This window comes from Chryseobacterium sp. SIMBA_029, assembly GCF_046535275.1.
Taxonomy (GTDB): Bacteria; Bacteroidota; Bacteroidia; order Flavobacteriales; family Weeksellaceae; genus Chryseobacterium.
Map to the genome: position 1 here is coordinate 424,691 of NZ_JAWRXA010000002.1, position 19,201 is coordinate 443,891.

Annotated in this window: 19 protein-coding genes and 1 pseudogene; all 20 read left to right on the forward strand. The window is 33.6% G+C overall.

What is annotated here, in order from left to right:
* Positions 1-109: 109 nt before the first annotated feature.
* On the forward strand, positions 110-1,663 hold the full coding sequence (locus SB679_RS05120) for a hypothetical protein (RefSeq protein WP_410701146.1): 1,554 nt from the start codon (positions 110-112) through the stop codon (positions 1,661-1,663).
* A 109-nt stretch (positions 1,664-1,772) separates the two neighbouring features.
* Entirely contained in the window at positions 1,773-2,186 is a 414-nt protein-coding gene (gene rpsL, locus SB679_RS05125; protein ID WP_034708259.1) for a 30S ribosomal protein S12, read from the forward strand.
* Between the two features lie 23 nt (positions 2,187-2,209).
* Complete coding sequence (gene rpsG / locus SB679_RS05130) at positions 2,210-2,686, forward strand: 30S ribosomal protein S7 (RefSeq protein ID WP_034684795.1); 477 nt, start codon at positions 2,210-2,212, stop codon at positions 2,684-2,686.
* 6 nt (positions 2,687-2,692) lie between these two features.
* Positions 2,693-4,810 (forward strand): elongation factor G, encoded by a 2,118-nt coding sequence (fusA, locus tag SB679_RS05135; RefSeq protein ID WP_410701148.1) that lies wholly within the window; start codon positions 2,693-2,695, stop codon positions 4,808-4,810.
* Between the two features lie 17 nt (positions 4,811-4,827).
* The gene (gene rpsJ, locus SB679_RS05140) at positions 4,828-5,133 is read left to right on the forward strand and encodes a 30S ribosomal protein S10 (RefSeq protein ID WP_002661363.1); all 306 of its coding nucleotides are present in this window, start codon (positions 4,828-4,830) and stop codon (positions 5,131-5,133) included.
* 303 nt (positions 5,134-5,436) lie between these two features.
* Positions 5,437-5,922, forward strand: coding sequence for a low affinity iron permease family protein (locus tag SB679_RS05145; protein WP_410701149.1), 486 nt, complete (start codon positions 5,437-5,439; stop codon positions 5,920-5,922).
* 284 nt (positions 5,923-6,206) lie between these two features.
* Entirely contained in the window at positions 6,207-6,530 is a 324-nt protein-coding gene (locus tag SB679_RS05150; protein WP_410701151.1) for a hypothetical protein, read from the forward strand.
* Positions 6,503-6,844, forward strand: a complete 342-nt coding sequence (locus tag SB679_RS05155) for a hypothetical protein (RefSeq protein WP_410701153.1) — start codon at positions 6,503-6,505, stop codon at positions 6,842-6,844. Before SB679_RS05150 ends, SB679_RS05155 begins: the two co-directional genes overlap by 28 nt.
* A complete protein-coding gene (locus SB679_RS05160; RefSeq protein WP_410701155.1) occupies positions 6,841-7,746 on the forward strand; it encodes a T9SS type A sorting domain-containing protein in 906 nt (301 codons plus the stop codon). Before SB679_RS05155 ends, SB679_RS05160 begins: the two co-directional genes overlap by 4 nt.
* 4 nt (positions 7,747-7,750) lie before the next feature.
* A complete protein-coding gene (locus SB679_RS05165; RefSeq protein WP_410701157.1) occupies positions 7,751-9,682 on the forward strand; it encodes a hypothetical protein in 1,932 nt (643 codons plus the stop codon).
* Positions 9,683-9,820: 138 nt separating this feature from the next.
* A complete protein-coding gene (locus tag SB679_RS05170; RefSeq protein WP_410701159.1) occupies positions 9,821-11,359 on the forward strand; it encodes a DUF5977 domain-containing protein in 1,539 nt (512 codons plus the stop codon).
* Between the two features lie 5 nt (positions 11,360-11,364).
* Entirely contained in the window at positions 11,365-14,826 is a 3,462-nt protein-coding gene (locus SB679_RS05175; RefSeq protein WP_410701160.1) for a DUF6443 domain-containing protein, read from the forward strand.
* Positions 14,827-14,828: 2 nt separating this feature from the next.
* The gene (locus tag SB679_RS05180; RefSeq protein WP_410701161.1) at positions 14,829-15,251 is read left to right on the forward strand and encodes a hypothetical protein; all 423 of its coding nucleotides are present in this window, start codon (positions 14,829-14,831) and stop codon (positions 15,249-15,251) included.
* A 3-nt stretch (positions 15,252-15,254) separates the two neighbouring features.
* Positions 15,255-15,431 (forward strand): annotated as a pseudogene (locus SB679_RS05185) (RHS repeat-associated core domain-containing protein); the annotation flags it as partial.
* 1,221 nt (positions 15,432-16,652) lie between these two features.
* A complete protein-coding gene (locus SB679_RS05190) occupies positions 16,653-17,036 on the forward strand; it encodes a hypothetical protein (protein ID WP_410701163.1) in 384 nt (127 codons plus the stop codon).
* Complete coding sequence (locus tag SB679_RS05195) at positions 17,017-17,166, forward strand: hypothetical protein (RefSeq protein WP_410701165.1); 150 nt, start codon at positions 17,017-17,019, stop codon at positions 17,164-17,166. Before SB679_RS05190 ends, SB679_RS05195 begins: the two co-directional genes overlap by 20 nt.
* 105 nt (positions 17,167-17,271) lie before the next feature.
* Positions 17,272-17,463 carry a hypothetical protein gene (locus SB679_RS05200; protein ID WP_410701167.1) on the forward strand — a complete coding sequence of 64 codons (192 nt, stop codon included), beginning with the start codon at positions 17,272-17,274 and terminating at the stop codon, positions 17,461-17,463.
* A 4-nt stretch (positions 17,464-17,467) separates the two neighbouring features.
* Positions 17,468-17,941, forward strand: a complete 474-nt coding sequence (locus SB679_RS05205) for a hypothetical protein (RefSeq protein WP_410701169.1) — start codon at positions 17,468-17,470, stop codon at positions 17,939-17,941.
* A gap of 16 nt (positions 17,942-17,957) precedes the next feature.
* Complete coding sequence (locus SB679_RS05210) at positions 17,958-18,488, forward strand: hypothetical protein (protein WP_410701171.1); 531 nt, start codon at positions 17,958-17,960, stop codon at positions 18,486-18,488.
* Positions 18,476-19,126 (forward strand): hypothetical protein, encoded by a 651-nt coding sequence (locus SB679_RS05215; protein WP_410701173.1) that lies wholly within the window; start codon positions 18,476-18,478, stop codon positions 19,124-19,126. Before SB679_RS05210 ends, SB679_RS05215 begins: the two co-directional genes overlap by 13 nt.
* Positions 19,127-19,201: the final 75 nt, after the last annotated feature.

Below are 19,201 nucleotides of genomic sequence, written 5' to 3' on the forward strand. Positions count from 1 at the left end.
ATATCATGCCGAAAATGAAGGTTTATAATTGATGATACTTATCTTTGATATTTTTATAATTGATCTTAAAATGCAGTCATTCCGAAATATAGGACTAAGGAGTTTTTTTATGTCATTTGCCGTTTTTGTGGTGGTGTGTTTATTATATTATGTGAATTCGGTTTCAAAGACGGGAGGACATTATGTGTACGTTCTGGATGATACTTATATTCATCTGGCAGTAGCCAAAAATTTTGCACTTCATCATATCTGGGGAATTACACGATATCAGTTTTCTTCCACCTCTTCTTCCCCTTTATTCACTTTTCTCCTGAGTGTTTTAATTAAAATATTCGGTAATAATGACCAGATTCCGCTGTATTTTAATATGATTTTCAGTGTTGGAATTCTTTATTTCCTTTCGCAGTATTATGCAGAAATTTTCAATGAAGTAAAAAAAATAGTGATAGCCGTATTGTTCACTGTATTTTTCGCGGTGCTGCATTTGCAGCTGCTTGCCGGGATGGAACATATCTTTCAGGTATTTCTGTTCATTGTTAATATTTTTTGTTTCCTCAAATGGGATCAGAATAAATGGGCAGTGGCGGGATTTTATAGTACGCTGCTGCTGATGGGGCTGATGCGCTTCGAAAGTATGTTTTATTTTGTGGTATTGGCTTTTGTTTTGATGGTGCTTAAAAGAGGGAAGGATGCTGTAGGGGTGTTATTGGCAGGATTTATTCCGATTATTATTTTCTGTTACTTTAATTATCAGCAGGATGGCTACTTTTTCCCCAATTCTGTCGTGGTAAAAGGAACCAAGCTGAGTTTCGATTCCCATTTTTTAATGCAGGTTAAAACCATTGTTGTTGACAACCTTTTATTGAACATAAGCTTTTATAAAGTAGGGTTTTTCCCTGTTCTGTTGTGTGCTATCTTTATCTATAGAGATTTCAAAAGCAAAACTTTTCAGGAAGCGGTTCAAAACAACTTTTTTCTCATCGTATTTTCTCTGACCATCATTTGTCATTCCATGTTTGCAGATTTTAAAGGGCTCTTCCGCTACGAGGCCTATCTTCTTGTTGGATTTTCCATGGTGCTTATTCCAAAAGTAAAAGATATTTTCATTGATGCTAAAAAATATTGCAGAAAAGAAATTTTCATCAGTCTGCTTATTGCAATGAATGTTTTACTGATGATCTACAAAAGCTGGGTGGCTCACCAGATTATTGATAACGGTGGGAAAAACATCTATGAACAGCAAGTGCAGTCAGCAAATTTTTTACATACCTATTATAATACATCTAAAGTAGTGGCCAATGATATTGGGGCAATTACTTATTATACGGATATTCATTTATTAGACATTGCCGGCTTAGGATCTAAAGAAACCATTCCTTTTAATGAAAATAAAAAGAAATTTGACCAAAAATTCGAGGATTTCCTTACCCAATACAGCCTTGCAAATAAATACGAAATAGCAGTGGTTTATGATGCATGGCTTAATGGACATATTCCTAAAAACTGGAAGAAAGCTGCGGTACTTAAGATTAAAAATAAAATAACGGTCGCCCAGCTGGAAGTATCGATCTATTCTATTGATACAGCTAATCTTGAACTTTTGAAAAACAATATCCGGAAATTTAACTGGGATAAAAACGTAACGGTCAGATTGATGGATTAAACGTAACTCGCTGTTAATTAATTTTTAATAAATCAGATTATTTACAGATAACTGTTTGCCAATTGAAAAAATATTACTATTTTTGCACCTTAAAATAAAAAGCAATTAAATGCCTACTATTCAACAATTAGTAAGAAAAGGAAGAGCCACGCTTGCCAAGAAGAGCAAATCAGCTGCCCTTGATTCTTGTCCACAAAGACGAGGTGTATGTACGAGAGTATATACTACCACTCCTAAGAAACCTAACTCTGCACTTAGAAAAGTTGCAAGGGTAAGACTTTCTAACGGAAAAGAAGTCAACGCCTACATCCCGGGCGAAGGACATAATCTTCAAGAGCACTCGATAGTATTGGTAAGAGGCGGAAGGGTGAAAGACCTACCGGGAGTACGTTACCACATCGTAAGAGGTGCACTAGACACTGCAGGTGTTAGTGGAAGAACACAGAGAAGATCGAAGTATGGAGCTAAGAGACCTAAACCAGGTCAGGCACCAGCTGCGCCAGCTAAAGGAAAGAAAAAATAATCATTAAATAAGGTACAGAAGCAATGAGAAAGACAAAAGCGAAAAAAAGACCGTTGTTACCAGATCCAAAATTTAATGATCAATTGGTAACGAGATTCGTAAACAACTTAATGCTAGACGGTAAGAAGTCTATCGCATTCAAAATTTTCTATGATGCATTAGAAATCGTAGAAAACAAAAAAGGAGAAACTGAAAAAACTGCCCTTGAAATCTGGAAAGATGCATTAACTAACGTAATGCCTCACGTAGAAGTACGTTCTAGAAGAGTAGGTGGAGCTAACTTCCAGATTCCTATGCCAATCAGAGCTGACAGAAAAATTTCTATGGCAATGAAATGGTTAATTAAATATTCAAAAGCTAGAAATGATAAGTCTATGGCTTTGAAATTGGCTAATGAAGTTGTAGCTGCTTCTAGAGAAGAAGGTGCTGCTTACAAGAAAAAATCTGATACTCACAAAATGGCGGAAGCTAACAAAGCTTTCTCACACTTTAAATTCTAATTAGAAATGAGTAGAGATCTTAAATTTACAAGAAATATTGGTATTGCTGCGCACATTGATGCCGGTAAAACTACCACTACAGAAAGAATCTTATTCTATACAGGTGTAAACCACAAAATTGGTGAAGTTCACGATGGTGCTTCTACAATGGACTGGATGGAGCAGGAAGCAGAAAGAGGTATTACCATTACTTCTGCTGCAACTACTTGTTCTTGGAATTTTCCAACAGACCAAGGTAAAAAATTACCTGAAACTCAACCTTACCACTTCAACATCATCGATACACCGGGACACGTTGACTTCACGGTAGAAGTAAACAGATCTTTGAGAGTATTAGATGGATTGGTATTCTTATTCTCTGCAGTAGATGGAGTAGAGCCTCAGTCTGAAACAAACTGGAGACTTGCTGACAACTACAAAGTTGCAAGAATGGGATTCGTAAACAAAATGGACAGACAAGGTGCTGACTTCCTTAACGTGGTAAACCAGGTTAAGACAATGTTAGGATCTAATGCAGTTCCGATCGTTTTACCAATCGGTGCTGAAGAAGATTTCAAAGGTGTTGTTGACTTAATTAAAAACAGAGCTATCATCTGGGATGAAGCAGGACAAGGAGCTACTTTTGAAGTAGTGCCAATTCCTGAAGACATGAAGGCTGAAGTTCATGAATACAGAGAGAAATTAGTAGAAGCTGTAGCTGACTACGATGAGACTTTGATGGAGAAATTCTTCGAAGATCCAGATTCAATCTCTGAAGAAGAAATCAACGAAGCGCTTAGAAAAGCTACTATCGATTTATCTATTATCCCAATGACTTGTGGTTCTTCATTCAAGAATAAAGGAGTACAGTTCATGTTGGATGCAGTATGTAAATACTTGCCTTCACCATTGGATAAAGATGATATCAAAGGTACTGATCCAAGAACAGATCTTGATATTACAAGAAAACCAGACGTAAACGAGCCTTTCGCGGCTTTAGCGTTTAAGATTGCTACTGACCCATTCGTGGGAAGATTAGCATTCTTCAGAGCATACTCTGGAAGATTAGATGCAGGTTCTTATATCTTGAATACTCGTTCAGGAGATAAAGAAAGAATCTCTAGAATTTATCAGATGCACGCTAACAAGCAAAATCCTGTAGAATATATTGAAGCAGGAGATATTGGTGCAGCTGTTGGATTCAAATCTATCAAAACTGGTGATACTATGTGTGATGAGAAGCACCCAATCGTTCTTGAATCGATGGTGTTCCCTGATCCGGTAATTGGTATCGCTGTTGAGCCTAAAACTAAGGCTGACCAGGATAAAATGGGTAACGCTCTAGCTAAATTAGCTGAAGAAGATCCTACTTTCCAGGTTAAAACTGACGAAGCTTCTGGTCAAACGATTATTTCAGGAATGGGTGAGCTTCACCTTGACATTCTTGTAGATCGTATGAGAAGAGAATTCAAAGTTGAAGTAAACCAAGGACAACCTCAGGTAGAGTACAAAGAAAACCTTACAAGAGTTGCCCAACACAGAGAAGTTTACAAAAAACAATCTGGTGGTAAAGGTAAATTTGCTGACATTGTATTCGAACTAGGACCAGCAGATGAAGGTAAAATCGGTCTAGAATTTGTTAACGAGATCAAAGGTGGTAACGTTCCTAGAGAATTTGTTCCTGCTATTGAAAAAGGCTTTAAAGCTGCAATGAAAAACGGTCCATTGGCTGGTTTCGAAGTTGAAGGTATTAAAGTAGTTCTTAAAGACGGATCTTTCCACGCAGTGGATTCTGATGCTCTTTCTTTCGAATTAGCTGCTAAATTAGGATTTAAAGAAGCGGGACGTGCTGCTAAGCCAGTAATTATGGAGCCTATTATGAAACTGGAAGTTGTAACTCCGGAAGAATACATGGGTAACATCATTGGTGACCTTAACAAGAGAAGAGGTACTATCAGTGGACAAGAAGAAAAGAACGGTGCCGTTGTAATCAAAGGTTCAGTTCCACTTTCTGAAATGTTTGGTTATGTTACTACTCTAAGAACACTTTCATCAGGAAGAGCTACTTCTTCTATGGAATTAGAGAAGTACCAGGCTACTCCTCAGAACGTTGCGGAAGAAATTATCGCTAAAGCTAAAGGTTAATTTTTTAAATTAGAAAAATGTCACAAAGAATCAGAATAAAACTAAAATCTTACGATTACAACTTGGTAGACAAGTCTGCTGAGAAAATCGTAAAAACGGTAAAGGCTACTGGTGCTGTTGTAAACGGACCAATCCCATTACCTACAAATAAGAGAATCTTCACTGTATTGAGATCTCCACACGTTAACAAAAAAGCTAGAGAACAGTTCCAACTTTCTGCTCATAAGAGATTGATGGATATCTATTCTTCTTCTTCTAAAACTGTGGATGCTCTAATGAAATTAGAGTTACCAAGCGGTGTAGACGTAGAAATTAAAGTGTGATAACTGCATACTTTGCAATGATTATAAAATCCGTTCCTTTTTAGGGACGGATTTTTATTGGTATAGATTTGAGTGAGATCACATATGAACTCTTGCCTTCATAAAAATACTTTCGGTCATTGTGATAAACGATTTTTCTTTATTACGAAAAATGAAAATATGAATTGCAATAAAATTTTTTGTACAGCCCAAAGAATAGAAGGATGATTTTAGAAAGACAAAATAATATTCTTCTCTATTGTTTTGAATAAATGTATCAAAACAATCATATTATTTGATACATTTATTCTTTAAAATAAAATAATGAGTCATAAGAACAATAATTTTTTTGAGACATTTTCCAATTGGGCAACAAAATTTACGGGCAGTTCATCAGCCTTTATCGGAGCAACGGCTATTGTAGTCATATGGGCCATTTCGGGGCCTGTTTTTCACTATTCTGAAACATGGCAGTTAGTCATTAATACCGGAACTACAATTATTACTTTTTTGATGGTTTTCCTTATCCAGAAAGCCCAGAATAAAGATTCAAAAGCAATTCAGATTAAGTTGAATGAACTAATTGCAGCCCATGAAAAAGCCAGCAACCGTATTGTTGATATTGAAGACCTTAGTGAAAAGGAATTGGATCAGCTGCATGTATACTACGAAAAGCTGTCAGATTTTGCTGAAGAAGACGAAGATATCCATACTTCACATTCTATTGATGCCGCTAAAAGAAATCAGAACTACAAGCGAGATGTTTTCAAAAAGAAGCATGAAGACTGGCTTGAAAAACAAAAAAAATAGGAATCAATTTGATTCCTATTTTTTTATCGGATTTAATAAATCGATTTGCTCCGGAGATTAAAATTTCTATATTAAAATAAAGTATCTTTTTTATTAATAACAGTATTTATCATTTAATACGTCACGTTTTGTCGTTGTGTAGAAATACATTTGTATTATCATCGTAATGATGAATTGATGAAATAAATATTAAATCTTATAAATTAAGTTTGTTTAACTCTTAATAAAGGTTAAATTTTCGGAAATATAATAAAATCTAGCATTAACTTTAAAACACATAATAGATGAGAAAACTCTACACGAGTGTACTTTCAATGTGCACAGTCTTGGGTATATCTGCTCAGGAAGTATTGTGGCAGAAGGATATTAAGTCTTCAACACAGGATTTTCTAAGCCAGGTAACCACCACCATCGATCAGCAATACCTTATTACAGGAAGTTCAATACAATCTAAAAAACTTTCTACGGATAATACCCAAAACAATGGCTACGATTTTCATTTAGTAAAATTGAACCAGCAAGGTGACCAGGTCTGGGAAAATATTTCTCCGGAAATAACCACGATTTTTTATCTGCTACAGTGGCAACGCAAGAGGGAGGATTTTTAATTTCTGGCACCTCATATTCCGGAAAAAATAAGGATAAGAAAGATGATTCCAAAGGTGGTTCTGACATCTGGCTGATTCGCATCAATGAATTCGGATATGAACTTTGGCAAAAAACATTGGGAAGTTCTTCTGATGAAGAAGCCCGGGCTGTTGTTCAGACTACAGACCTTGGATTCTTTGTGGCCGGAAATATCCAAAATTCCAGCAAAGGTTATGGCTCAAAAGATGCTTTGATCATAAAACTGGACAAAAACGGAAAAGAATTATCACAACTGATTTTAGGCGGGAAAGGGCTTGATGAAGTTGAAAGATGATTCCAACGAAAGATGGAGGTGCATTGTTAGGGATCTACTCAAGAAGCAATATTGGAGGTTCAAAGAAGACCGAAAACTTTGGTAAAGGAGATTACTGGATTATCAAACTCAATAAGGAAGGAAAAGTTGAATGGGAAAAGAATTATGGAGGAAAAGGTGATGATCATTTAAGAACCTTAGCCCTGACTTCAAATGGATACATTATCGGCGGCGAATCAAGATCCGAAAGATCAGGTAATAAAACTGTTGGTATTGAAGAAGGAACCGATCTGTGGCTGATTTCACTCAATGAAAGAGGCGAAGAGATCTGGCAGAAATCTTTCAATTTCAAAAATCGAGATGTGCTGATGGGAATGAGCATCCTGCATTCAGCGGATGATAAATCTTCAAAAGGAATTCTACTTGGTGGCTACACTCAGGCAGAAGGCAGAATAGAAAGTGATGATGAAACTTTCTGGATGCTGTACTTAAATCAGGATGGTAATGAGCAGTGGAGAAAACATGTAAAAGGAGAATCCCGAAAGAAAGAAGAAAGATTATCTGATCTCAAACTCAACAGAGATGGCTCCATTCTACTCGCAGGAACCAGTGCCGAAGAACTTGGAAAAGAGAATTGGAAGATTGTAAAGCTCGGCGACAGTCAAATTGATAAGCTCATTAAAAAACAGGAGATCAAAATCTATCCAAATCCGGTAACCGATTATGTGTATGTAGAAACTGGCTTTGATTTCAAAGAAGCGGATATTACCCTGTATGATATGGGTGGCAGACAGCTGCAGAATTTTAAAACCAAGAATAAAGTGACCAAAATCAATACCCAGAACCTGATTCAAGGCGCTTATCTGGTTACTGTCAAAACAGATACAAACAAAACCGCTAGTGCCAAACTGATTAAGAAATAACACAATGAAGAAAAACATAATACTAAGCTTTGTTTTAGGAATACTTTTTTCTAAAATAGGGGCTCAGAATAAATATAGTGAATACTATTTTAAAAACTTCCCTAATTCTCCATCCACGGCTACTTTTTTAAGATATGGAGATATACAAAATTCAGAATATACTGGAACTAATAGTCCACAAATTCCATTATTGACAGCTGAATCGGGCACTATTAAAATTCCGTTGATGTTACGATATATTTCAGGAAATGGTATTAAAGTGGCTCAGGAAGCAGGCTCAGTTGGATTGGGCTGGGACATAAATCTTCCCACAATTACCCAATCAATTTTAGGGGGGTATAGTGATTTTGATGATGTTGCCAAATATTTAGCGCCTTTTACAAAGTCGGCTAATCCTTTTAATAATTATTTTCCGCATAGTGTTCAACCTCTTCCAGCTGGATTTGTTTCACAACCCACTAAGGATGCTTATTCTTATTATAAAACTATTGATGGATTTTTGCCTTTAAATGGAAATTTTGCAGATTTAAATAATCTTGCCCCTTTTACAGTTGATACCGATACTTCACCAGATATATTTACCTGTAATTTATTTGGAGAAAAGTTAGAGTTTGTTGTAAATAATTATCCGACAGGAAATACTACTCATACTTTCAATCCCACTTTTTATTGTCTAAATAAAAGGGGATATAACATTTCGTACAATAGTAATACGTATTTTACAATCATTGATCCGCGAGGTACAAAATACTATTTTGCAAAAGTTGAAGATGTTACAACATTGAATAGTGTAAGTAAGAATTATGTCATCACAAAAATAACAGACATTAATAATAATGATATAAACTTTACGTATAATGAATATGCTAATATCCAAAATTTAGTTTCAATTGGAGGGAAACTAAATTATACTTTTGGAGGCCAAACTACTCATCATTCAACTTTACCTTTAGCCACAAATTCACCAAATTTTTCAGGGCTCGGAGAATTTGATGATTATTACCCTGGGTCATCTTCAAATCCTCTTAAAAGCCCACAAAGTGTAGGATTTGCAACACCACTTATGAGTTGGTCAACAAAACAAAATTATTTGCCTATCAATTCAATATCTGGAAATTTTGGAAAAGTTAATTTTTATTATTCTGATCGGATTGATTTTCCAACCCAGAAACTAGATAAAATTGAAGAGCAAAATAATATAAATCAGATTGTCAAAACAGTTAGCTTCAATTATGATTATTTCAATTCTCAAAATTCTGCAAATGTAACAGAGGCTCCATATTATCAAGGTATGCTAAGCTCATTTTATCAATCGCTCCCACCAGATAGATTGACAAAAAGACTTAAGCTTTTATCGGTGAAAATAAACAATGAGCAGCCATATACATTTGGCTATAATGAAACACAATTACCCTCTAAACATTCAATAGGAGTAGATTATTGGGGATATTCTAATGGTGGTTTTACGAATAAAACTCTTTTCTTAAATCCTAACGACTTTAATTACCCCACTCCCGTACCAGTAGATGATGCATATAATAATAATTTTAAGAAAGCAGACCTTAATTATTCTCAATCAGCCATTTTAAATAAAATAATTTATCCTACCAAAGGTTCTTCTTCTTTTGAATATGAATTAAACAGTGCAAATAACTTGTTTTATCAATACGACTATGGAAAATTAACAGTGGGAAATGGGTTAAGACTGGCTAGCCAGACTAATAGAGATATAGATAATCAGTTTGTTGGTAAAACTGAATTTAAGTATTTTGATGGGATATCAACAAATCCTTTATTTTTATTTAACAAAAATTCATATTCTACCTTTGAGTGGAGACAAAGTTCTATTGATAATTTAGGAGAGGGATTCTCGTATTCATCAGGGATTATTTCTATGAATTCTAACAATAATAACTCTGCTTCTCCTTTATCATAAGGAGATTACATAGGCTATTCTAAAGTAATAAAAACTGAGAAAGATGCTCAAAATAATAACAAGGGTTCAATTGAAAACAACTATTCCAATACTCCTGATTTTCATTATTTTCTTCAAGAGGGAGTAATTCCTATCAGTATGCCTTCAAGCAAATCACCTAACTCAACAGAAAATGGTAAAGTATTAAGTGAAATCGTTTATGATTCTTCAATGAATAGAATTCAGCAAACTGACAATAGTTATTCAGAGATCTATTCTGATGTTTTATATGGCACTTCATTAAGTAAAAATTCAAGATATTTTTGGAATGGTAATGCGGGTATGGGTGGTTCTTGGGCCGTTTACCAACATGGTGTAACAGTACTAGGCTATTATCCTATTTTTTCTAAAGAAAGTTTTTTATCACAGTCAATAAAAAAAGACTATCTAAATAATAAAACATTTACCACCCAGTCAGATTATTTATATTCTATGGGTAATATAAAAAATAAGCTTACTACCTTTCCAGATGGAGGAACTGAGCGTATAAGCTTATCGTATCCATATGATTATAATGACCAAAGATTGATGAATGCGAATATGATTTCTATTCCTCTTTCAAAAGTTATTTCCAAGGGAGGGGACGATTATTCTCAGATTACAACAAAATATGATAATACTTCTCATTTAAATCCTACTTCTGTTGTTGAAATCAGCCAAGTTCAGCCACCTAATTACACTGTAGACAGTAAAACAATAATAAATTATACTACTTATGATACTAAAGGTAATTTATTGGAATATAAAAACGGTGAAAATATTCCAACAACTATTGTGTGGGGGTATAAACAAACGCTTCCAGTTGCTAAAATAGAAGGTGCTTCCTATGCGTCTGTTAGTCAATATTTACAAGATATTATTGATAAGTCTGATCTTGATGTTGATGCTGCAAGTGAACAGACCCTGATTAATGCTTTCGACGCATTAAGGAAAAAACCTGAAATGAGCAATTATCAAATTACTGCGTATACTTATAATCCTTTAGTGGGTGTAACGAATTTTATCCCTCCATCAGGAATCAGAGAACAATATGTTTATGATTCGTCTAACCGTCTAAAGCAGATAATTGATAGTAATGGGAAAATTTTAAAAGAAAACAATTATAATTATGCACCAACTACTTTCTATAGTTCATTACAAAGTAAGACTTTTACAAGAAATAATTGTGGTCCAAGTGCAATAGGGGGAAGTTATAATTACACAGTTCCTGCAGGGCAGTACACTTCAATAATAGACCAACTAGATGTAGATCAAAAAGTTCAGAATGATATTAATATAAATGGACAGAATGCAGCCAATTCAAATGGAACATGTACTCCAATATATTGCTCACTTTCCTTTAATTCATCATTAGGTATTGCAGGAGGTGGTAGTGTTTCCGTTTCTGGAAATTCTAATTATAAATTATCTTTTGGGTTTTCTTCTGGATCCAATTCAACCAATCTGGCTTGGACAACAGGGGTAAAGATTGCAACCATAACGGGTACTTGTAAACCATTAACAGACTTTCCTTCTTATAATGGACAAGTATACTATACTATTCAGGCCAATGGGGATGTTATTTTAAAAACACAAACAGGAAATGCTCTTCCCAATAATACCTCATATAATTACGAATTTTATTTCCCTATAAACTAATAATGATGAAAAAAATAATAATTCCAATCAGTACATTGTTTGTGACAGGTTTATTTCATTCACAAACAATAACAGAAAACTATATACAGACCAGAACTTATTTGGAGGCAGTAACTTCTTCCAGCCCAACAGCCAAGCAAATTCAAACAGTTCAATATCTTGACGGATTAGGAAGGCCAAAACAGGTCGTTAATGTAAAAGCAAGCCCACTGGGAAGAGATGTTGTAAGTCATATTGAATATGATGGATTTGGGAGACAGGTAAGAGATTATCTTCCAGTCCCACAAGATGGAACTTTAAATGGTGCAATTGTTCCGACTCCGTTAGCAAATATTCCAAATACGCCTTATGGATCAGAGAAGATCTATTCGGAGAAAATTTTAGAAAGCTCACCTTTAGATAAAATATTACAACAAAAGCAAGTTGGGAATGATTGGAATAATAAGCCAGTTCAATTTGCTTATGATTTTAATATAGATGGTGAGGTCAAAAAATATACAACCTCTACAGTTTGGACAGATAAGACAACAATATCTACCGTAACTACTTCAGGGACATACGCTGCAAATCAATTGTACAAGAATAGTATAACTGATGAAGACGGGAATGTTTCCATAGAATTTAAAAACGGAAGAGAACAAACCATTTTAGTACGCAAAAATGATGGAGTACAGAATGTAGATACTTACTATGTGTATGATAATTATCAGAACTTAGCTTATGTAATCCCTCCTCTAGCTTCCATATCAACCACAATTAATGATGATATTTTAAATAATCTCTGCTATCAGTATCGTTATGATATTTGGGATAGATTAGTGGAAAAGAAAACACCGGGCAAAGGCTGGGAATATATGGTCTATGATAAACAAGACAGACTTGTTTTAACTCAGGATGCTAATTTAAGAATAAAAGGACAGTGGCTCTTCACTAAATATGATCAGTTTTCAAGACCAATCTATACAGGCGTATTAGACAGTCCTCCAGGCAGGATTCAGCAGGTAAACGCAATAGAGGCGTTAGGATCTAATAATGAAGTTAGGAGTTCTTCTAGCTGGAATAATAGTGGTATGGATGTGTATTATACTAACAATACCGCATATCCGACAACTAATTTTAAACTACTTAGTGTCAATTATTATGACACTTATCCATCTTACAGTTTTAATCCTGCATTTCCTACAGATATTCAGGGAGCAACTCTGCTTACGGATATTCCATCCTCTGATGGAAGAAGTACCAAAGGATTTCCTGTAATGAGTTTGGTAAAAAACATTGAAGACGATAACTGGACTAAAAATTACAGCTATTACGATACCAAAGGAAGAGCGGTGGGAGGATATTCCATCAACCATTTGGGTGGATATACCAAAACCGAATCCAAACTAGATTTTGCCGGCGTTCCATTAAAATCCGTTACCAAACATAAGAGACTCGATACTGATACCGAAAAGGTCATTACAGAGACTTTTCAATATGATCTGCAAAACAGATTGCTGGTGCATAAACATCAGGTAAATACTAATCCCAAAGAAATCCTGGCCCAGAATAAATACAATGAGCTTTCTCAGTTAGAATCTAAAAAAGTTGGAGGGACAAATATTACTACTCCACTTCAAAAAATTGATTATGCTTACAATATCCGTGGCTGGATGACGCAGATTAACAATCCGGGAGATTTAGGAACTGATCTTTTTGGATACAAGATCAACTATAATCAGGTAGAAGGATTGGAAACTCCCAATTCCGATTATACAGACCTTAAAGTAAAGCCAAGATATAACGGAAATATTGCAGAAGTATCATGGAAAACAGGTACAAACCCTAATGACAATCTGAGAAGATATGGTTATGTATATGACGGATTAAACAGGCTTCAAGCAGGATTCTATCAAAATGAGGTCAATCCTGCAGCCAAAGAATATTTTGAAAAAATGACCTATGATCTGAACGGAAATATTACAAATCTTAAAAGATCTGAAGGCATATTACCGAGAAGCAGCACCGCAATGACAATTGATAACCTTAATTATAATTACACAGGTAACACATTGAGCAACGTGACTGATCTATCCGGTCAATACAGTGGTTATCCCGATACATCGGGAAATACAATCGCTTACGATCTTAATGGCAATATGACGATTCATCGGGACAAAGGGATCTTAGGTATTACTTATAATGTATTAAATCTTCCTGATTTTATATTATTTAATGCGGGACTCTCTACAAGAACAGGAATTGTGAGAAATAATACTACACATCTATACCGAGCAGATGGAGTGAAATTAAAGAAAATCTACAAATATGCACCTTACGATCCTTTGGGTACAGCAACCGAATTATCAACCGAAATAACTGATTATCTTGACGGTTTCCAATATAAAACAAAGTCTGTAACAAGCGGAGGTCCCCGAGGAGGAGGATCAACTGTAGTGACGGCATTAGAATTTTATCCAACCCCGGAAGGTTATTTTGATTTTGTAAAAAATAAGTATATTTACAATTATACTGATCACTTAGGAAACGTAAGATTGAGCTACCTTAATAATGGGAGCAACATAGAAGTTCTTGAAGAAAGCAATTTTTATCCTTTTGGGTTAAAACATGAGGGATATAATCCTTTGGCAGGAAATCCTAATTATCAATATAAGTATAACGGGAAAGAGCTACAAGAAACTGGTATGTATGATTATGGAGCGAGAATGTATATGCCGGATATTGGAAGATGGGGTGTGATAGATCCGCTAGCGGAGAAATATAGAAGACATTCCGTTTACAATTATGCAGTAAATAATCCTATTAGGTTTATTGATCCGGATGGACGAGGGGTTAATGATGTTGTTATTACGGGCGATAGAGCGAAAGAAGCTTTTAAACAGTTACAACAGTCAACATCATTAAAATTAAAAATGGATGATAATGGTAAAGTTACTGCTTCAGGTAATGCTAAAACTGATGCAGACAAAAAGTTACTATCTGCAACAACTGATTCGAAAGTTAAAGTAAATGTGGATGCAACATCTTCTAATTATACAAAATCTGGACATTGGTTTGTTGGTGGTGCATATAGTGGAAGTAAGCAAGCTAGTTTAGGCATTGATTCTTCAATCAACGGGAGCGCGGATAAGGTAACAATTACAAGTCAGACTGTAAATCCAGAACAAACAGAAAAGATAGATAATTTTTATCAGGCTCAAAAAGGAGTGTCCGTTCTTCACGAAGTTTTAGAATCATATATAGGAGGTGTTGATTCTCCTGGCATAGGAGCACCAACATTTGATAATACAACTTCTGAATTTAAAGCTTATAATAATGCACATAATAAAACAGAATCAATAGACCCCAGACATATTGTTCCAGTTGTTTCACAAGATCCTATTGATGGTAAATTGTATATGAATAAATCTGATTCTGCTATTCCATCATTAAATGTAGAATTATTAATTAATGACTTATCTAAGTAAAAATGAAAAATTTAATATTGTATTCGGGGCTTCTACTTTTTTTTGTTGGTTGCTCTTCTTTAAGAAATAAGAGAGATAATATTTTCCTTAAATGTCTAGTAATTGATATACAAGAATATGAATATGCATTTAAATTTAAAGCATTAAATCAAAAAAACGATACTATACTAATTTTATCATTGAAGGAAAATTATTATAATAAAAATAATTATAAAAAGCCAAAATTAGGAACATTAGAAGAAATTAAACCAAATCAAAAATATATATTTAGCGTCGTTCCTAAAAAACCTACAGTTTCTAATATGCAACAATTGGGAGCATTTTTAATTATAGAAAAAGACACAATTTATAAGGCTTCGAACTACAAAGAGATACCTCTAACATTTGTAGCAACAAACTCAATAGGAAAATATTACAGTAAGTAAAGTTACAAGTACAACGGTAAAGAACTCCAAGAGACAGGAATGTATGATTATGGAGCGAGGATGTACATGGCTGATATTGGAAGATGGGGAGTAGTCGATCCGCTGGCTGAGAAATCAAGAAGATTTTCAACATATAATTATGCGCTTAACAATCCCATTATGTTTATTGATCCTGATGGAAGAGAAGCTCTTACAGGAACAGCAGCAGCACAAGCTTTTATAAATTTGAGAAATTCAATTTCAAAACCTACTGATGATGTAACTGTTAATAGTAAAGGAATTATCAGTAATGTATTAAGAAATGGTCAGCCTAATAGATTCTTTGATGAAGGTGGAAAACAATTATTTTTTAATGATTCTCAACATGATGATAAATATATATTCTCTCAATACTTTAATGTAGGTGATAGATTATATTATCCTATTTCATTTTCTGATTTAAAATCACAAGTAAAAGGTGTACATCATGCCAATCAGCTGATTCTTATGAACAGTGTGGATAATATAGGAAGCAAATATAATTCCTACGTTGATTTGTTTCTAAATTCATATAATCTTGGTGTAGGAAAAGGTTCTGATTTTACATATAGTTTTTTAGTTCCTATTTTACAAAATAATAAGGTTGAGGTTACAAACGAAAACTTGCAAGATAAGTTTATTCCAAATGCTTTTTTCAGATTTGATAATGTAAATATGATCTATAATACTTTTGATGCTGGTAATTTTATGTGGGGTGCATGGACAAAATATATCGGCCTTTCTTCTGAAAAAGCACTTTGGGGTGCAAGACTAAACGAATTTGGTAATGAGAGTAATAGAGATCAAAACGCAATTTGGAGAGGACATAAACATTTTTACAAAGGTGTATATAAAAAATAATTATATGAAAAAGAAAAGGACTTTCTTATTATTGGTTTTAATAATTTGCATATTAATAAGGTATCGGCTATATAACTATTTATTGCCAAATATTATTTTTGAAATAGTAAATCCAAGAAAATTACAAGGGCTCCTAAATATAATTTTCTATTTTGGAATAATACTACAAACTATATTAATTATTTCAATAATAATAGATTACAAAAAAATGAAAATCCACGATTATATAATCGTGGGATTCTCATTTTTATTCTTAATATCTTTCATTATTTTAGTATTAACTGTATAATACGGAGTTGTTACTCTTTTTTTAGAACATACAATTTTTTTTTAATCTAAAAAATTTTAAATTTTACAATTACAAATCATTTTGGAATGTAAGCTATAACCAATCCCCAAATAAAGGAGCTACAGGGTATAATCAAGGCTGGCCATTTTATGGAGAGCATACATTTTCAGGATAATATATTTTTCATGGTTATTATGGAAGATTCGCTTACAGAACAGATATAAAAATTAATAATGAGAATATTATTTTTTGTGATTTTAACTTGCTTATATAGTTGCAAGAAAGAAAATACAGCAGAACAAGAACAAAAAAATAGAATTATTGTCAAAACTATTGATAATGGAAATTTTAAAATTACTTTTTTTCAAGTAAGTACAATTTCAGATATTACAAACTATGTTGCTATAGAAAAAAATAATAAAGAAGATATTATTTTTCATGGAAATTTTGGTTCTGTTATTGATGTTTATTTTAAAGGTAAGGATACATTATATCTGAAATGTTATAAGCCATCATCTAATATTATATATGAATATAAGAAAGAAATTGGTAGCTTAAAAATTCTGCAAGACACTTTAATTACTGAAAAAGAATATAATGAAAAAACTCGTAATTAATAAAAAATATAACTTTAAATGGGTAAAATCAATAAAAATAGATTATTTTGAATTGAATAGTGCTGATTACGTAGAATTGTATGAAAGAAGTTTTGATAATAGTTCATTTTGTTATCCGGCACCTAAATAAAATTCAAATGTCACAAAACCTTGCATCTTGTGAGGTTTTTGTGTTCTATAAACCAACAATATTTTTATTAATAAGTACTTTCTCGTTCAACATATATGAACATATATGAAAATGGCAGGAGCTTATCAAAAAGGATTATTGAGCTCGCCACATGCAATTCTTAATTATAATCTTATTGGTAGTGTATTATTCTTTGGTAATAGTTACGGCCCAGCACCATATTATGGCGAAGAGCCATATTCTGGACGGAGAATTTTGGAAGGTATAAAAGCTGGTGAAAAAGAAAACAATAAATAACATTATGAAAAATTACCTTTATATAACATCATTATTTTTAAGTATAATATCTTGTAGTAATGATTTAGGAAGTCAGCAATTAAATCAGAGTGAAATAGTTTCCAGCAAAGGAGAAAGAATATATATATCGACAATTAACATAGGTGCTACTGGTGATAAACAATTTACAGTAATAACAAATAAAAAAATAATTGATGTAAAAGATTTTGATAAAACTAATAGTTTAAAAGGTCTAGACCCTTTTATATGTAGTTTTTCTAATGATACATTGAATTTATATTTTAGAAATTCTGTTAGATATAAAATTCCATTTAATACTGAATCAATAAAAGTTGATTATTTTGAATTGAATAATGCTGATTATATAGAATTGTATAAGAAAACCTTTGAAAATAAGCTGTATCATTCTGTACCTAATCATAATAATTCAGGTGGTTATCCTAATATGCCGAAACCACCTAAAGAAAATTCCAAATAAACAAAATCCATCGCAAATGCGATGGGTTTTTATGCTAAAGAAAACCAACAGGAACTTAATCAAAACTATTCTGGATGGATTTCAGTATAAAGCAATGTATGAACACGAAGTAGGAATTGTTGTAGGCGGAGGATACGTAATATCTTTACCGGAACCTAATGAGGCTCCTGAATTAAAGTTAAGAATTATTCCTACTGCAGAAGGATACTATGATGCCATTAATGATCAATATATCTATAATTTTACCGACCATTTGGGAAATGTAAGACTAAGTTATACAGATACCAATAAGGACGGAATAATACAACCCAGGCAGTACCATGTTCAGCAATGTGAAGGTACCTGGAATCCTCCATTTGAAGTCCCGATGTGTATCGATTACTGGAAACCCGGTGAAATTGTAGAAGTCAATAATTATTATCCTTTTGGATTACTGCATAATTATACAATGACAACGCAGAATGCTTATCAATACAAGTATCAAGGGCAAGAGTTACAAGAGACTGGTTTTACTCGTTTAAGTGGAGGAACTATATGCCAGATGTAGGGCGATTCTTTAATATAGATCCTCTTGCGGAAAAATATCAGTATAATTCTACTTATGCGTTTCAGGAAAATAAAATGGGCTTGGGTAAAGAATTAGAAGGAGCTGAATTATTGGAGGAAAGAGGTTTAATAACATCAACAGGTATGACAGAATATGATGTGTACACAAGGGAGCCACTACCTGATTATATGTCTTATTTAAATTATAAACCTTCGACTCCTGATCCCGATTTAATGACTGCAGAAACGTATCCTACGAATTCGACTGCAAAAGGAGCGGAAAATTCTTCTTCATTTAAAGGGGTAATAGGTGTTGTCGAATTATATAATGTTGTAAATAAGGGAATCGAAGGAGTGAAAGGGATGATTGCAACGGACAAAAATGTAAAAGCAATTAATTACATGGATAAATTAAATAAACAGTTTGATGCTATACAAAAAGCACAAGACGTTGTTAATAAAGCGGATTTAAAATTAGATAGTAAGAAAAAAACAGAAATAGCCAAATATGTATTCGATGGTTCTCTACCAAAAGATATTAATAAAAGAAATAATTCGGTAGTTAATTTAGTTTCAAAATCTAATATTGTCAATACTGCAAATTCAGTGATGCGAAAAAAATGGAATCATTGTTCGTAACAGCCCTGAAGTGCAGAAAAGAAAAGAACTTGAACAAGAAAGGATGGATCGTCAAAACAAACAACAAAACGGAGG

Coding starts and splice junctions, on each gene's coding strand:
- SB679_RS05215 (WP_410701173.1), top strand. CDS start 18,476: ATGCCAGATGTAGGGCGATTCTTTAATATAGATCCTCTTGCGGAAAAA.
- SB679_RS05210 (WP_410701171.1), top strand. CDS start 17,958: ATGCGATGGGTTTTTATGCTAAAGAAAACCAACAGGAACTTAATCAAA.
- rpsL (WP_034708259.1), top strand. CDS start 1,773: ATGCCTACTATTCAACAATTAGTAAGAAAAGGAAGAGCCACGCTTGCC.
- SB679_RS05160 (WP_410701155.1), top strand. CDS start 6,841: ATGATTCCAACGAAAGATGGAGGTGCATTGTTAGGGATCTACTCAAGA.
- SB679_RS05195 (WP_410701165.1), top strand. CDS start 17,017: ATGAAAAAACTCGTAATTAATAAAAAATATAACTTTAAATGGGTAAAA.
- SB679_RS05170 (WP_410701159.1), top strand. CDS start 9,821: ATGCCTTCAAGCAAATCACCTAACTCAACAGAAAATGGTAAAGTATTA.
- rpsG (WP_034684795.1), top strand. CDS start 2,210: ATGAGAAAGACAAAAGCGAAAAAAAGACCGTTGTTACCAGATCCAAAA.
- fusA (WP_410701148.1), top strand. CDS start 2,693: ATGAGTAGAGATCTTAAATTTACAAGAAATATTGGTATTGCTGCGCAC.
- SB679_RS05165 (WP_410701157.1), top strand. CDS start 7,751: ATGAAGAAAAACATAATACTAAGCTTTGTTTTAGGAATACTTTTTTCT.
- rpsJ (WP_002661363.1), top strand. CDS start 4,828: ATGTCACAAAGAATCAGAATAAAACTAAAATCTTACGATTACAACTTG.
- SB679_RS05205 (WP_410701169.1), top strand. CDS start 17,468: ATGAAAAATTACCTTTATATAACATCATTATTTTTAAGTATAATATCT.
- SB679_RS05145 (WP_410701149.1), top strand. CDS start 5,437: ATGAGTCATAAGAACAATAATTTTTTTGAGACATTTTCCAATTGGGCA.
- SB679_RS05200 (WP_410701167.1), top strand. CDS start 17,272: ATGAAAATGGCAGGAGCTTATCAAAAAGGATTATTGAGCTCGCCACAT.
- SB679_RS05150 (WP_410701151.1), top strand. CDS start 6,207: ATGAGAAAACTCTACACGAGTGTACTTTCAATGTGCACAGTCTTGGGT.
- SB679_RS05190 (WP_410701163.1), top strand. CDS start 16,653: ATGAGAATATTATTTTTTGTGATTTTAACTTGCTTATATAGTTGCAAG.
- SB679_RS05120 (WP_410701146.1), top strand. CDS start 110: ATGTCATTTGCCGTTTTTGTGGTGGTGTGTTTATTATATTATGTGAAT.
- SB679_RS05180 (WP_410701161.1), top strand. CDS start 14,829: ATGAAAAATTTAATATTGTATTCGGGGCTTCTACTTTTTTTTGTTGGT.
- SB679_RS05175 (WP_410701160.1), top strand. CDS start 11,365: ATGAAAAAAATAATAATTCCAATCAGTACATTGTTTGTGACAGGTTTA.